Origin of the sequence: Pseudalkalibacillus sp. A8, from assembly GCF_045920555.1 — a bacterium.
Lineage (GTDB): Bacteria > Bacillota > Bacilli > Bacillales > Fictibacillaceae > Pseudalkalibacillus.
Genome location: NZ_CP174509.1, coordinates 1,971,580 through 1,984,688, shown reverse-complemented (window position 1 = coordinate 1,984,688; position 13,109 = coordinate 1,971,580). Strand labels below are relative to the sequence as shown.

The following is a 13,109-nucleotide window of genomic DNA, read 5'->3' as shown; positions in this document are numbered from 1 at the left end:
CAGCCTCTATTTTCTCTTTACCACCCTTTTTTCATGGCCTCTCCTTTTCTCCTTAATTTGACTAGCGCACTCTTTCTCCAGGAGCGGACAGTCTCATATGAAACTCCTTCCCTACGGGCCAATTCCTTCATACTTCCCTGCTTCAGAATAATTGCATTTACATATAGTCGTTCCCGTTCCGATAGATTTCTACATACTCTTTTATGACAAGGTTGTCGAGGAAAGGAACGATGAAAGAAATGGTGCTCTGCTAGGAAGTGATCCTCTAAATGGACAATTTCCAATCCTTTCTGATTGAATAATTGCAGGAATCTCCCAGAGACATAGCGTCTCGTATATGCAGGAAAATACCCCTTTTCGATATCGAATCGTTCATAGGCTTCCCAAAGTGCAATACGGCCAACCTGATACATTTCATCGAATTCTAGGGCTTTGGAATATTTTCTGATCATGGATTTGATCAGTGTATCGAAATTGACAAGTACTTTTTCAAATGGTTCTTTCAAGAAAAACTCCATTCCTGAAAGCATGCTTTCTAAGTAATTCCGCGGTATTCCGATCTTACTAGAAGCAGATGTTTTGCTGCATATCCAGTAATGTTGATTTAGTAGTGCCGATGCTGTTGATAAGATCCATTATGACAGCAATACAAGTTCTTTTCTAAGTTCTTAAAAGTGTTCAATCATAATTTTGTTAGCTTGATGTTTGCTTCAGAACATAAAAAAGAAGCCAGTTGGATGACTGGCCTCTAATCGTCCATATCATAAGCTGATATTCGGATTTATTCCTAACATGGACAGTAGTATGATCGTTTAGCAAAAGAATTTTGTAATTGTTGATATGTTGGTTCGGGATCGTCGAGAGACTCTACCGCTGTTGTGATCAATTTGCTGTCGTCATAACGACGAAGAATGATTTCCATCCACTCTTCTTTTGTAAGGACATCCCCTTCAAACAGCCCTTGATGAGAAGCTTTCAATTTTTGATAGTCATTAAGATAGACCCATTTCCTCCCGATTTCTGGATTAAGGTTTGAATATGGTTCACCATTGATATAAGAATAGAGAAGATGAGGTAAATTGACCCCGCAATCGATTGGCAAGCCGATCCATTTCCAAGGCCTCGTATTGATATCTAACAGCTTGTATTCCCCATCGTTTTCATCGAATATGAATTCACATTCGGCAATCCCTTCATACGAAAACGCCTTCAATACAGATACTGCCCGTTCAGTCAATTCAGGTGCTTGAATCGACTCGACAAGACAAGTAGTTCCTACTTTCGGTGGATAAATTTCCAGCCTTTGGCCAGCCAACGTTCCCCGTACGATCTGATTGCCGTCCATATAAACTACCACAGTCACATAACCATCCCGGCTTACGTTCACAAATTCCTGAGCAATCAAATCGAGGCCTGCTTTTTTTGCAGCACATGTCTTTTCCTCAAACTCACTTTGGTCTTTTACGATAAATAAACCTTCTTGGAATTCATCATAAAAGGTACGTTTATTAATCGGTTTAAGGACCATCGGAAAGGAAAGCTTCTCAGCGATCGTTTTGCGGTTTGACCCATTGATGATTTCGTACTTCGGTACTGAAACGTTCAACTCTGCTGCCCGCTCGTATAACTGGGACTTATCCAGTATCTGTTCAAGTGTTTTATAGGCCGAAAAAGGCCATATATAATACTCGGATAATTCATCTGCATATTTTGCCAGGGAGAGTGCCCACTCGTCCATCGATGGAATCAGGATACATTTCTCTTTAAAGGCAGGACCAATATCAAGCAGATACTGGACAAAAGCTTTCTCGGCAATTACTGGATTCGGACAGACGCCACGTAAGGTAACGTATTTTGAAGCGAAGCCTAGTCCTCGGTCTTCCCTATCAAGTGCGATGACAGGGATTCCTTCCCGTCCTAATCCTCTCGCTACAGCTAAACCGGTAATGTGGGCATTACAGATCAAAACCGGCTGTTTTTGTCTTACCAATTCATTACTCTCGATTGCATGCTTCAATTCAATTGCGTTATAGTGTATCGTCTTATTGATTTCCATTTGGTTCTCCTTTCTAATTCACCTTTGGAAACGTAAGGTGAAAGGTTGTTTCCGTTTCTGTTGACATGACATTGATGGTACCTTTGTGTTTCTCGACAATTTGCTTACAAACGGATAATCCCAATCCAGTCCCAAGCTGTTTTGTCGAGATGAATGGTTCGAAAATATCCTCTAATAAATGCTCGGGAATCATGGAGCCGTTATTGGAAATCTTAAGCTGAATACTCTCTTCTTCTTCAAATAGGCTGACATTTACGTTTCTTTCCCCCTCCACTTCTGAAAGCTCTTCAACTGCATTGTTAAGAATATTGAGAAGGACCTGTTTAATTTGTCCTTCTACTCCATATACCTTTACTTGCAGAAAAGGATCATGAAGGACATTTATATTTTCGTCCAAAAATCGGGGATAAAGGAAATCGAGCATTCCCATCACAATACGGTCCAATGAAAAGATTTCAGATTGATCATCCAGTCCTTTCATTTTTGAAAGATAGAGAAATTGAGTGATTTTCTCCTGCAAGCTTTCCATTTCATGATTGATAATATCAAAATACGTGGAATTTTCTTCAGTTTTAGATTGCTTTTCTATCATCTGGATGAATCCTTTGATTGACGTTAAAGGGTTACGAAATTCATGGGCAAAGCTTGCGGCAACCTGTCCTAGAATCGATAAACGATCACTGTGCATCTCCTGGATGAACCGGTTTTTGTTATGGATGATCGCATCTTTCACCGTCGTATACTCTGTTAACGCATGGTACATATATAAATCAAAAAAGTCATTAACGACTAGTAGGTATTTCAATTGGGCTTCTTTAGGGACTTCCGTCATTTCAAGAACACGATAGATGATAGAGCGTCCGAGATTGATATTCGAGATGAATTCACCGATTCCCACTTTCGCTTTTACTCGTTCGTGTGCAATCTTTTTTGTCAATTGTTGCACGAGCTCGGTTTCTGGGTCTTCAATATATGCGACGATCAGACGGATTGTATGGCCACCGTTGATCGTTATTTCACGGCGAAATGGGTCGTCCTCAGAAATGGAGGCTGCCTTCAGCCATTCAGAAAGAATCGTATTATGGTATGAATGGAATAATTCGATCAATGTTTTCCTTTCATCATCACTCAATTGATGCTTTAATTTCATTTTTTCATTATCTCCCTCGATTCCACTATTACTGACATTATAACAGACTTTTCCTGCCCTAATAATGGATACACGTACAAGAATATCCCTTCCAAAGATCGTTATTGCTAATTTCGCAAATTAAGGACGATTAACTTTTTTTTGATGAGGTAATAGTAGAGAAAGGATTTATAGTAAATACAATCAATGGAGGGAGTTTTGATTCATGTATAACTTGAAATACCATTCACCTCATCAGGAAAAACCGACAGGACAACCACCACAGCATCAGAATAAACAACCGGGAACAGAAAAAGAAATGGTCCCCACTCCACAAACCGAAGATTCGTATTATAAAGGCAGTGGCAAGCTCAAAGGAAAGACAGCCATCATTACTGGCGGAGACAGCGGGATCGGAAAATCCACAGCAATCCTCTTTGCGAAAGAAGGCGCTAGTGTAGCGATCATTTACTTAAATGAACATGAGGATGCGAAAGATACGAAAAAGGAAGTTGAGGAAGAAGGCCAAAAATGTCTTCTTATTCCAGGGGATATCGGCGATCAATCTTTTTGTGAGGAAGCCGTATCAAAAGTGGTTTCTGAATTCGGATCGCTAGATGTATTGATCAACAATGCAGCTGAACAACATCCACGGAATGGGATTGAAGAAATTACACAAGAACAGATTGAACGTACCTTCCGGACGAACATCTTCTCGTGTTTTTATATGGTCAAGGCTGCTCTCCCTCATTTGAAGGAAGGGAGCTCCATCATCAATACCGCCTCGGTAGTTGCCTATAAAGGAAACGATCACTTAATCGATTACTCTGCTACAAAAGGGGCCATCGTGGCGTTCACTCGTTCTTTATCAGAATCCCTTGTCTCCAAAGGAATACGTGTGAACGGCGTTGCACCAGGTCCAATATGGACACCACTTATTCCTTCTACATTTGATGCTGAACATGTTGGTGAATTTGGTAAAAACACACCGATGGGAAGACCCGGCCAACCGGATGAAGTTGCACCAAGCTATGTGTTCCTAGCTAGTGATGATTCATCATACATTTCTGGCCAAATGATCCACGTCAACGGCGGCGTCATCGTAAACAGCTGATGACCCAAACACCATCGTAATTGTGTTTTTTGCTTTAAGCGATATTTGCGAGACTCCAGCAGGAAAAGCAGGCAAGACCCCCCAGTGAGGAACAAGCGAAGAGGCTTGCGGATCATCCGTGGAAAGGGAGTGAATTTCATATATAGCAATAATTAAGAAATGTTAAAAAGTGGCATTTATGGTTATGGCACTCTTCGTCCACATTATGTATAAAAGGATGAAGGGAATGCCTTGATATGCACACAATGTGGAAAGGTTCCATCAGCTTCGGCCTGGTCACCATACCAATCAAACTTTTTTCGGCAACAGAAAACAAAGACATCAAAATGAGGCAGCTCCATAAAGAGTGCCATAACCCGATCAAGTATGATAAAAAGTGCCCTGTTTGTGAAGAATCACTAGAGCAGAACGATATTATCAAAGCTTATGAATATGAACCGAATAAGTTCGTTGAGCTTGAAAAAGAAGAACTGGAAGCTCTTACGAAAGAGCAGACGAAATCAATCGAAATCGTCGACTTTGTTCATCTTTCAGAGGTTGACCCCATTTATTTCGATCGCTCTTATTTCATCGGTCCCGGGGAAAATGGATCCAAACCCTATTCTTTGCTCAAAAAAGCGATGGACGAGTCGGGTAAAATCGCTATAGCAAAAGTGATGATCCGATCCAAACAACACTTAGCAGTAGTAAGGGTCTATGATAAAGGTCTCGTACTCGAAACGATCTATTATCCAGATGAAGTCAGAAGTATCGATCTAGTCCCTGAGATACCAGAAGACGTAGATTTGAATCAAAAAGAATTAGATATGGCTATCCAATTGATCGAGCAATTGACAGCTGAGTTCGACCCAGAAAAATACCATGATGATTACCGAGAAGAATTGATGGGTGCCATTGAGAGCAAGATCAAGGGCGAGCAAATCAAAGTTTCTAAAGAAAGACCGAAAGCGAACGTTGTGGATCTTATGGATGCCCTACAAGCAAGCATCGATGATACAAAACCGAAAAAGAAAAAGAAAACGACTCGCAAGAAAAAAGCGAGCAGTGAATGATGCGTCATAAACCAATGCTGCCAACCCTCTCCTCCCGACTTCCAGGAGGAGAGGATTGGTATTATGAAATCAAATATGACGGCTTTCGCAGTCTCCTTTATATCGATCAAACAGGTATCGATTTTTATAGCAGAAATTTAAAATCGTTGAACGCTAATTTTCCGGAAATCATCACAGAAGCCGAGCGGATCCGAGAACACGTCAGTAATGAACTCCCGTTGTTATTTGATGGAGAGCTCTGTATATTGGAATCTGACTTCAAAGCGAGTTTCTCTGCCATCCAACAGCGTGGAAGATTGAAGAACGAAGCGAAAATCCAACAGCAGCAGACGATAGTCCCTGCTACCCTTTTGATTTTTGACCTATTGATTCAAAACGGAAAAAATCTTATGAATGTTTCCTACACACAACGAAAGAAGCTTCTTCAAGAATGGATGGATATTCAACAATTTTCCAAAGTAACTAAAAATTCAACAAATAGGATTCAATGGATTCCGTTTAGCCCTGATGGCCATACATTATTTCAACAAGTCAAAAAACATCATGGTGAAGGTGTTGTGGCAAAAAGGGATAAAAGCTTCTGGCTTCCGGGGAAAAGGACGAAAGATTGGTTGAAGGTGAAAAGTCTATTCAGGGGCTTTTTCATCATTGTAGGGTTTGATGAGAAAAATGGTTATGCACATGTAGCAGTAAGAGATGGTTCGGAATGGCTGCCCATGGGAGTCGTTTCGCATGGACTGGAAGGTAAAGATAGAGAAGCCCTCATTCAAATCGTCAAAAACAATCAGATCTATAAAACTGGTTCTCTGATTGAAATAGCTCCTCGGATATGTGTTGAGCTGGCATTTCTTGAAATATACAAACATCAATTAAGACAACCTAGATTCATACAATTCAGACTCGACATACATTGGGAGGATTGCACATGGCAGGCTCTTCAAAAAAAGATGGGCAACTGAAAATAAAAGGCAACACGATCCAAATTACAAGCTTAGATAAGATTCTTTATCCAAAGATGGACATCAACAAACAAGCCTACCTCCAATATTTGATTGAAATCAACAGGTTGATGCTCCCATTTTTAAAGAATCGTTGTTTAACTGTCAAACGCTATCCACATGGTATGTTCGATGATTTTTTCTATCAAAAGAACTGTCCGGACTACGCTCCGTCTTTTGTGGAAACAATCCAACACGATGACATTCGCTACATTCTTTGTAACGACCTTTCTACTCTTGTGTGGATGGGGAATCAACTAGCCTTGGAGTTCCATATCCCATTCAACAAAGTGACTTCCGTCTGTCCGACAGAGATCGTATTCGACCTCGACCCTCCTTCAAGAGAGCATTTCTCATTGGCCGTTAAAGCCGCTATACAAATCAAAACCATTCTTGACCGTCTTGAATTACATTCATTTGTAAAAACCTCTGGAAACAAAGGATTGCAAATTTACATTCCATTGGATGAAAATCAGTTCACATACGATGATACGAGAGTCTTCACTAAATTCATCGCAGATTATCTAGTCGATCAATCACCTGATTCATTTACGATCGAACGCATGAAAAACAAACGCGGTGCGAAGTGTTATATCGATTTTCTTCAGCATGCAGAAGGTAAGACGATCATCGCTCCTTATTCATTAAGAGGAAATGAGGATGCACTGGTTGCCACGCCAATAGAATGGGAGGAAGTCGATCAGCAACTCACTCCTGATATGTTTACGATGGACGCTGTTTTGGAACGTATTGAAAATCAGGACTGTCCGTTTTCCAGAATGGACTCCGTTCGGAAAAAACAACCGTTCGGAAGAATCCTGACTGGTTTATTGAATCAGAAAAAATGAACCTCATTAGAGGCGAAGCTTGATGTGCTCGATACCTCTAGATACACAAGTAAGCATCTTTTCTTTCTTTTCTTCATCTGTCAGAAAAGAGTCACAATGGAGAACTTCTCCTTCTTCAACCCCTGCTTCACACGTACCGCAAACCCCCATCCTGCACGTATAAGGTATATCGAAACCTTTTTCATGAAGAGCATCCAGTAAGGTTTGACCGGAATTCACCCTGAAGGTTTCCTCGGATTTTACAAGAGTCACTATAAAAGGCTGAGGGTCCTCGATCTGGGCTGCTGGCTGAAAACGTTCTTCATGTATGAACTTTTCAGGATACCGAAGATTATGCGAATAATCCCCTAACATGTCCATGAACGTTTGCGGTCCGCATAAATAGATATGGGTCCCCATCGTTCTGTTTTGAAGGGCTTTTTTCAGTGTTTCGATTTTTTCTTCTCTTTTCATGAAATAAAAAGTCGACTCATTCGAAAAACGCGTTTTAATGTAATGATAAAATCCACATTCTCTTTCTCCAGGTGCAGCATAATGTAATTCAAAACTGTGGCCGATCGCCTTCAAGTACTCCATCATTGAAATGAAAGGGGTTATGCCAATCCCGGCTGCAAAAAAGACATGATGTTTCGCTTCAGTCCGCAGCGGAAAGAAGTTGTCCGGTGGTGAAGCGGTAATGGAATCCCCTTGATTGATGCATTCGTGCAGGTACCCTGAACCACTGTTATGATCACTGATCTTTTTTACAGCGATTACGTACTCATTTTTCATTTCGAATGGATTATTCACTAAAGAATATTGCCGATTTCCCATTGGTAAATGAAGCGTCACATGAGCACCCGCTCCAAAGGCAGGTAGGATCTGATCCGATGTGAGGGTGAATTTTTTAATTGTATTGGTCTCATTTTCAATTTTTTTAACAGTTAATCGTAATGTGTACTCCATTCAGTTCATCCTTCAAGCTGGTTTTATGCAGTTATTACAGTATCGAGTACCCAAGATAAGAGTCATGATATCTTGAATAATGATCAGAGGGTTCGAGATGTTGACCACATTTCTTACATATTAATGATTTTTCCAGACTTGCTGTATCATTAATCAAATGACATTTCGAACAAAAGATACGGTAGTTTCCTGTATCCATTCTTTCGATCCTTATATCCTCATCAGAGAACCCTGCTGTATTGGCTGCCTGTCTGATCAGTTGACGTGTTTCACCAGCGGTAAAGATGATCACCATGGCACCAAGAGGCATGGCCTCAAGCATTCGGTCGATTTCCATACGGTCAACCGGTGGATCAAGGAGTTTTATTTCAACGGTGATGTTCTCTCTTTGAAGATCTTTTTCTTTGAGTTCAGCATCCTTTTTGAATTGTACCTCGGTTAAGATCAGAATGTATTTCATCGTTCCATCCGCTCTTTTTCCATATGATTTTCCAGAAAGCGAAGTAATTCCGTCCTATACGTGGAAATGCCTTTGTATTCCGTAATGTCTTCTGAAAGGGTCTTGATGTTTTGGTAGAAGGTTTTAAGCCAGGATTCATTTTGAATCAAGTCGTTCAGTTGCAATAAATAGGTGTGTATGGTAAAAAGGACATCATGATTCATCGGCAGCCTGAAAAGCCTCTGTACCTCTACTCGCAGATGGATAAGGTCACCTGCATTTTCAGCAGTGACCTCCTTGCGATGTTTCCCCCATTCAGAATAAGTCTCGAGCGGTGTATCAAGTTTATTGGTGACCGTTATGGACCAGTTCTTTCTCTCCCATGCTGTGCCAGGACGGATTTTCGAAATGAAACGTTCCACCTTTTGGATAAACCCGTCACTCTGTATACCAGGCACAGGGCTGTGGATGGATTTGAACTCCATTCCTTGAACGAAAGCCAGTGACCAATTGGACGGAAAACACAACTGTCCAGCTTCGAGAAAAAGCCCATCATGCCGGTCGCCCATGATGATCAGATCTTCCTGTACATGTCGACCGACCAAGTCTAACGGCTCCAGATCAATCGTTGACGCATCACGAAATAAAAACGTGACCTCCTCTTCAAAGAAATGATTTTGAAAGAAGCATTCATTTCCCTTTTTTTCAAAAATGAAGGAGTCTGGCTTTCGAGAAGCTAGCTCACTGAATATAAGCAGCAACGTCTCCCATTGCGACTCGATCGAAAGTGGCAGCGATCGGAAGCATCGGTCATGGTGTTTGTGCAGCAGCTTTCTTTTCAGCTCAATTTCGCTTTTATAATCATCCGTAACGGTTATTGTTTTCAACGGATCCAAAAGTACGGAATCATTCGAATATGCATATTGATTTTTTGTGAATGGAAATGGAAACCCGTTTATTCGTGACAACTGTATTACCTCCCCGTACGTCAAGCCTTTTCCCTTATTTAAACATTCCATAATCGCCTGTTTGAATCCTTCCAAAAAAGGAAAAGAGCTCACTCTGTGAACTCTTTTCTAACTTGAGGAAATTCTATTTCGTCATTCCCCCGCTCGATTGTCTGATGATGATCTGGTGATCGACTTTCACCCTGCTTGCTTGTGCATCAGGTTTTTCGAGCGATTTGAGCAATCCGTCTACTGCTTGATACCCCAACTCATAAATATTGATTTCAACCGATGTCAATGCCGGTGTCGCCAACTCCGCAATCATCGCATTGTTGAAGCTCGCTACCGCAACATCGTCCGGAACGGTGATCCCCATATCATCAAGCATCCTCAACACACCAAGTGCCATGAGATCATCTGTGACTACTAATGCACTAGGCGGGTCTTCTAAAGACATTAATTCGGAAACAGCCTTCCGCCCATCCTCCAATGCAAAATCAGCACTGATGACATAGTCTTTTCGATATGGGATCTTCGCATTGTGTAACGCTTTTTCATAGCCGAGTAACCGGTCAGTCGTCACTACGAGGTTGAGGCTTCCCCCAACAAAGCCGATCCGTTCATGGCCGTTTTCAATATGATATTCGGTCAACTCTTTCGCTGCACGGTAGTTGTCATTATCCACATGATTGATGTGATTGTCGTTCTTATACGGCTTCCCGATAACAGTGAACGGGAACTTCTGCTCATACAAATAGTTCATGATGCGGTCATCTACTCTTGAATATAAGAGAACGATCCCATCCACTCTTCTTCCTTGGACCATTCCGACAACAGCTCGATATATTTCCTCTTCTGTGGTTCCAGTTGACATGAGCAAGGTATATTCCTGTTCATGCGCCTTCGTGCTGATTCCGCGCAACACCTCGGGAAAGAAAGGATTTTGGAACGCCTTCTCTGCAGAACTCGGCATCACAAGACCGATTGCTCGTGAACTACGGTTTGCAAGGCTCCGAGCAGTAAAGTTCGGATGGTAGCCTAAATAATCCATCGCTTCACGGACTTTCCTTTTTGTTTCCTCACTTATCCTCGGGTTGTTCGCTACCACACGGGATACAGTCGAGGGAGCAACATTTGCTAGTTTTGCTACATCTTTAATCGTTACAGCCAAGTCTGCTTCCCCCTGTTCGTTTTTCTAACTGATTCTATATTACCATTATAAGCCAATAGACTCATTTGTTAATACATCCTGATATTTTATTATGCCGTTGTTAAAGGTTAATGTTGATTTCTTTTACTGTAAGAAAGTATTTCGCAAATATCTAAAATGAAGTATAACAAGCCTCTATTTTAATAAAATCGATTATCCTTTCGTTCCGCCGGCAGTCAACCCTGAAATAAGATAACGTTGCAGGGATAGGAATAACAAGGAAATCGGAATCGCGATCAAAACAGCCCCAGCCGCGAATTTGGTGAATTCTGCACCGAATTGCTTCGCTACCAGATTATATAGTCCCACTGCTAATGTAAACTTTTCTTCACTTCTCAAAATCACTTTTGCAAGAATGAAATCAGCAAATGGTGTAATGAAACTGAATAGCGCAATTACGGCAAGAATCGGTTTTGCAAGCGGCAGGATGATCTGCAAAAAGATCCTGAAATGCCCTGCCCCATCAATTCTTGCTGATTCATCAAGCTCTTTTGGAATCGTATCAAAATATCCCTTGGCAAGCCAGGTATTCATCGGCAGCAATCCACCGGTATATAGCAGGATCAGAGCTAAATGGGTATCGATCAATTTCGTCTGTACTGCAAGTACATAAATAGCGATCAATGCCGCGAAGTTCGGGATCATTTGCAAAATCAGAAACGTCATCAATCCATTTTTACGGCCGATGAATCGATATCTGGAAAAAGAATAACCCATCAAGGCGATCATCGTCACGGATAGGATCATCGTGATGGTGCAGATTTTCAATGTGTTCCAATACCAGATCAAGTATTGGCTTGACGAAAGGTCAAACAGCTCCTGATAATGCTTCAAAGTAGCGTTTTTCGGTATGATGGTCGATCCAGATAAACTATTTCCTGGATTGAAAGAAGAACCGACAATCCAAAGGACCGGATAGATGACGATGGAGACTGCAATGAAAATAGCGATATAGGATAACGTGAGGCGGATGAGTTTTTGTTTTTTCATATTCATATCACATCATATCCTCCTCTTTAAACGATTTCGTTCTTCTGAACTGCCAGAGAGCTACTGAAATGACGATCAATGACAGGATCATCGTAACTGCAGCAGCCTTCGCATATTGCTTAGACTCTAACGTCAAGCTGTAAATCCAAGAAATCAAAATGTCGGTCGATCCAGCCGTCTGTCCCGGCATCGGCGGCCCTCCTCCGTTGAATAAGAAGATGACATTGAAGTTATTGAAATTGAACGTATATTGCGTAATCAATATTGGTGCGATTGCATAAAGGATCAGCGGTAATGTGATCGAACGGAACTTCTGCAACATGGTTGCACCATCCACAGTTGAAGCCTCATACAATTCATCCGGTATTGATTGAAGGACCCCGGTCACCATTGCAAAAATGAACGGGAACCCAAGCCACGATTGAATCAGGATCAACGCCACTTTCGCCCAGAACGGACTCGTAAGCCATGGGATCGGATCAATCCCGAAGAGAGCAAGCAAATCATTATTGATTGCTCCGAAAGATTCGTTGAACATTCCAGCAAAAACAAGGATTGAAACGAATGCAGGAATCGCCCATGGCAGAATCAAGATCGTTCGGAAAAGTTTTTTGAATTTCAGGTCTTTTTGGTTCATTAGGACAGCAAGGAAGATTCCGATTGCAATTTGAATCGTGGTAGCAACGAATGTCCAGACTACTGTCCAGGATAATGCACCGATGAACGTTCTGCGCCAAATATCCAATTTGAAAATATCGATAAAGTTTTGAAATCCGACCCAATCTACTAATCTAGCTGGTGGTGAATGATAAAGGTCATAGTTGGTGAACGATAGTAGAATGACGAACAGAATCGGAAAAATCACCACGAAAATAAGCAGGAAAAACCCTGGCGAGAGCATGAGATACGGAAATCCGGTGTCGATTACATTGCGGTATTGTTCACGAATGGAATTCAGTTGAATTCCTAAATCACGTCTCTTCCCATTCAAATGCGCATCATATAGATTTAGCGCATAGACACAAAGACCGAGTAAAAGAACGAGTACTGCGATGATTCCTTCAACTAATAAAAAGATTGAGTGATCCCGAGGCAGCTGTTCACCTAGTGTCACCAGCCCCCAAAGTCCTATGTTCAGCAAATCTTTAAACGCGATGATGAAAGAAAATGTTAAAACGATGAATGTAAATGCTTTAAGATATTGACGGTTGTAAAGCTGCCCTAAACCTGGAATGAGGGATAATAAAAAGGCTATTTTCCGATGAGTTGGCTTGGTTGCGTTCGTGTCGATCATTGATACCCCCTGTCCTTTCTTTCTATATTTATTAACTGTAGAAAGATAGAAGCAGTACCCCGGTTACGAGGTACCGCTTATCTCTTT

The 13,109-nt window shown here is 41.4% G+C and carries 13 protein-coding genes; 4 read left to right on the top strand and 9 right to left on the bottom strand.

Going from position 1 to position 13,109, the window contains the following annotated elements; all coding sequences use genetic code 11:
- Positions 1–17: 17 nt before the first annotated feature.
- From ACJROX_RS10285 to ACJROX_RS10275, 3 genes are all read right to left on the bottom strand, one after another.
- Positions 18–530, bottom strand: coding sequence for a sigma-70 family RNA polymerase sigma factor (locus tag ACJROX_RS10285; RefSeq protein ID WP_408010666.1), 513 nt, complete (start codon positions 528–530; stop codon positions 18–20).
- 257 nt (positions 531–787) lie between these two features.
- The gene (locus tag ACJROX_RS10280) at positions 788–2,056 is read right to left on the bottom strand and encodes a hypothetical protein (protein ID WP_408010665.1); all 1,269 of its coding nucleotides are present in this window, start codon (positions 2,054–2,056) and stop codon (positions 788–790) included.
- A gap of 13 nt (positions 2,057–2,069) precedes the next feature.
- Positions 2,070–3,206 carry a histidine kinase N-terminal domain-containing protein gene (locus ACJROX_RS10275; protein WP_408010664.1) on the bottom strand — a complete coding sequence of 379 codons (1,137 nt, stop codon included), beginning with the start codon at positions 3,204–3,206 and terminating at the stop codon, positions 2,070–2,072.
- A gap of 205 nt (positions 3,207–3,411) precedes the next feature.
- Here ACJROX_RS10275 and ACJROX_RS10270 point away from each other — a divergent pair, with 205 nt between their 5' ends.
- The 4 genes from ACJROX_RS10270 to ligD (ACJROX_RS10255) all read left to right on the top strand — a co-directional run bounded on the left by ACJROX_RS10270 (position 3,412) and on the right by ligD (ACJROX_RS10255) (position 7,197).
- Positions 3,412–4,299: an SDR family oxidoreductase gene (locus ACJROX_RS10270; protein WP_408010663.1), complete on the top strand. Its 888-nt coding sequence runs from the start codon at positions 3,412–3,414 to the stop codon at positions 4,297–4,299.
- A 236-nt stretch (positions 4,300–4,535) separates the two neighbouring features.
- Complete coding sequence (locus ACJROX_RS10265; RefSeq protein WP_408010662.1) at positions 4,536–5,351, top strand: Ku protein; 816 nt, start codon at positions 4,536–4,538, stop codon at positions 5,349–5,351.
- The gene (ligD, locus tag ACJROX_RS10260; protein ID WP_408010661.1) at positions 5,348–6,310 is read left to right on the top strand and encodes a non-homologous end-joining DNA ligase; all 963 of its coding nucleotides are present in this window, start codon (positions 5,348–5,350) and stop codon (positions 6,308–6,310) included. The genes ACJROX_RS10265 and ligD (ACJROX_RS10260) overlap by 4 nt, the downstream gene beginning before the upstream one ends.
- Positions 6,277–7,197 carry a non-homologous end-joining DNA ligase gene (gene ligD / locus ACJROX_RS10255; RefSeq protein WP_408010660.1) on the top strand — a complete coding sequence of 307 codons (921 nt, stop codon included), beginning with the start codon at positions 6,277–6,279 and terminating at the stop codon, positions 7,195–7,197. The genes ligD (ACJROX_RS10260) and ligD (ACJROX_RS10255) overlap by 34 nt, the downstream gene beginning before the upstream one ends.
- A 6-nt stretch (positions 7,198–7,203) precedes the next feature.
- On the opposite strand, the gene ACJROX_RS10250 is transcribed toward ligD (ACJROX_RS10255), so the two are convergent.
- The 6 genes from ACJROX_RS10250 to ACJROX_RS10225 form a co-directional block, all read right to left on the bottom strand.
- A complete protein-coding gene (locus tag ACJROX_RS10250) occupies positions 7,204–8,142 on the bottom strand; it encodes a PDR/VanB family oxidoreductase (protein WP_408010659.1) in 939 nt (312 codons plus the stop codon).
- A 34-nt stretch (positions 8,143–8,176) separates the two neighbouring features.
- On the bottom strand, positions 8,177–8,602 hold the full coding sequence (locus tag ACJROX_RS10245; RefSeq protein ID WP_408010658.1) for a hypothetical protein: 426 nt from the start codon (positions 8,600–8,602) through the stop codon (positions 8,177–8,179).
- Positions 8,599–9,549, bottom strand: coding sequence for a heme-dependent oxidative N-demethylase family protein (locus ACJROX_RS10240; protein WP_408010657.1), 951 nt, complete (start codon positions 9,547–9,549; stop codon positions 8,599–8,601). Before ACJROX_RS10240 ends, ACJROX_RS10245 begins: the two co-directional genes overlap by 4 nt.
- 124 nt (positions 9,550–9,673) lie before the next feature.
- Complete coding sequence (locus ACJROX_RS10235; protein WP_408010656.1) at positions 9,674–10,699, bottom strand: LacI family DNA-binding transcriptional regulator; 1,026 nt, start codon at positions 10,697–10,699, stop codon at positions 9,674–9,676.
- A 192-nt stretch (positions 10,700–10,891) separates the two neighbouring features.
- Entirely contained in the window at positions 10,892–11,734 is an 843-nt protein-coding gene (locus ACJROX_RS10230; protein ID WP_408010655.1) for a sugar ABC transporter permease, read from the bottom strand.
- Between the two features lies 1 nt (position 11,735).
- Complete coding sequence (locus tag ACJROX_RS10225) at positions 11,736–13,022, bottom strand: ABC transporter permease subunit (protein WP_408010654.1); 1,287 nt, start codon at positions 13,020–13,022, stop codon at positions 11,736–11,738.
- Positions 13,023–13,109 lie beyond the last annotated feature (87 nt).

Bases quoted from the DNA above. Each gene is read 5' to 3' on its own strand.
- ACJROX_RS10285 (WP_408010666.1), bottom strand. From the start codon at position 530: ATGCTTTCAGGAATGGAGTTTTTCTTGAAAGAACCATTTGAAAAAGTA.
- ACJROX_RS10280 (WP_408010665.1), bottom strand. From the start codon at position 2,056: ATGGAAATCAATAAGACGATACACTATAACGCAATTGAATTGAAGCAT.
- ACJROX_RS10275 (WP_408010664.1), bottom strand. From the start codon at position 3,206: ATGAAATTAAAGCATCAATTGAGTGATGATGAAAGGAAAACATTGATC.
- ACJROX_RS10270 (WP_408010663.1), top strand. From the start codon at position 3,412: ATGTATAACTTGAAATACCATTCACCTCATCAGGAAAAACCGACAGGA.
- ACJROX_RS10265 (WP_408010662.1), top strand. From the start codon at position 4,536: ATGCACACAATGTGGAAAGGTTCCATCAGCTTCGGCCTGGTCACCATA.
- ligD (WP_408010661.1), top strand. From the start codon at position 5,348: ATGATGCGTCATAAACCAATGCTGCCAACCCTCTCCTCCCGACTTCCA.
- ligD (WP_408010660.1), top strand. From the start codon at position 6,277: ATGGCAGGCTCTTCAAAAAAAGATGGGCAACTGAAAATAAAAGGCAAC.
- ACJROX_RS10250 (WP_408010659.1), bottom strand. From the start codon at position 8,142: ATGGAGTACACATTACGATTAACTGTTAAAAAAATTGAAAATGAGACC.
- ACJROX_RS10245 (WP_408010658.1), bottom strand. From the start codon at position 8,602: ATGAAATACATTCTGATCTTAACCGAGGTACAATTCAAAAAGGATGCT.
- ACJROX_RS10230 (WP_408010655.1), bottom strand. From the start codon at position 11,734: ATGAATATGAAAAAACAAAAACTCATCCGCCTCACGTTATCCTATATC.
- ACJROX_RS10225 (WP_408010654.1), bottom strand. From the start codon at position 13,022: ATGATCGACACGAACGCAACCAAGCCAACTCATCGGAAAATAGCCTTT.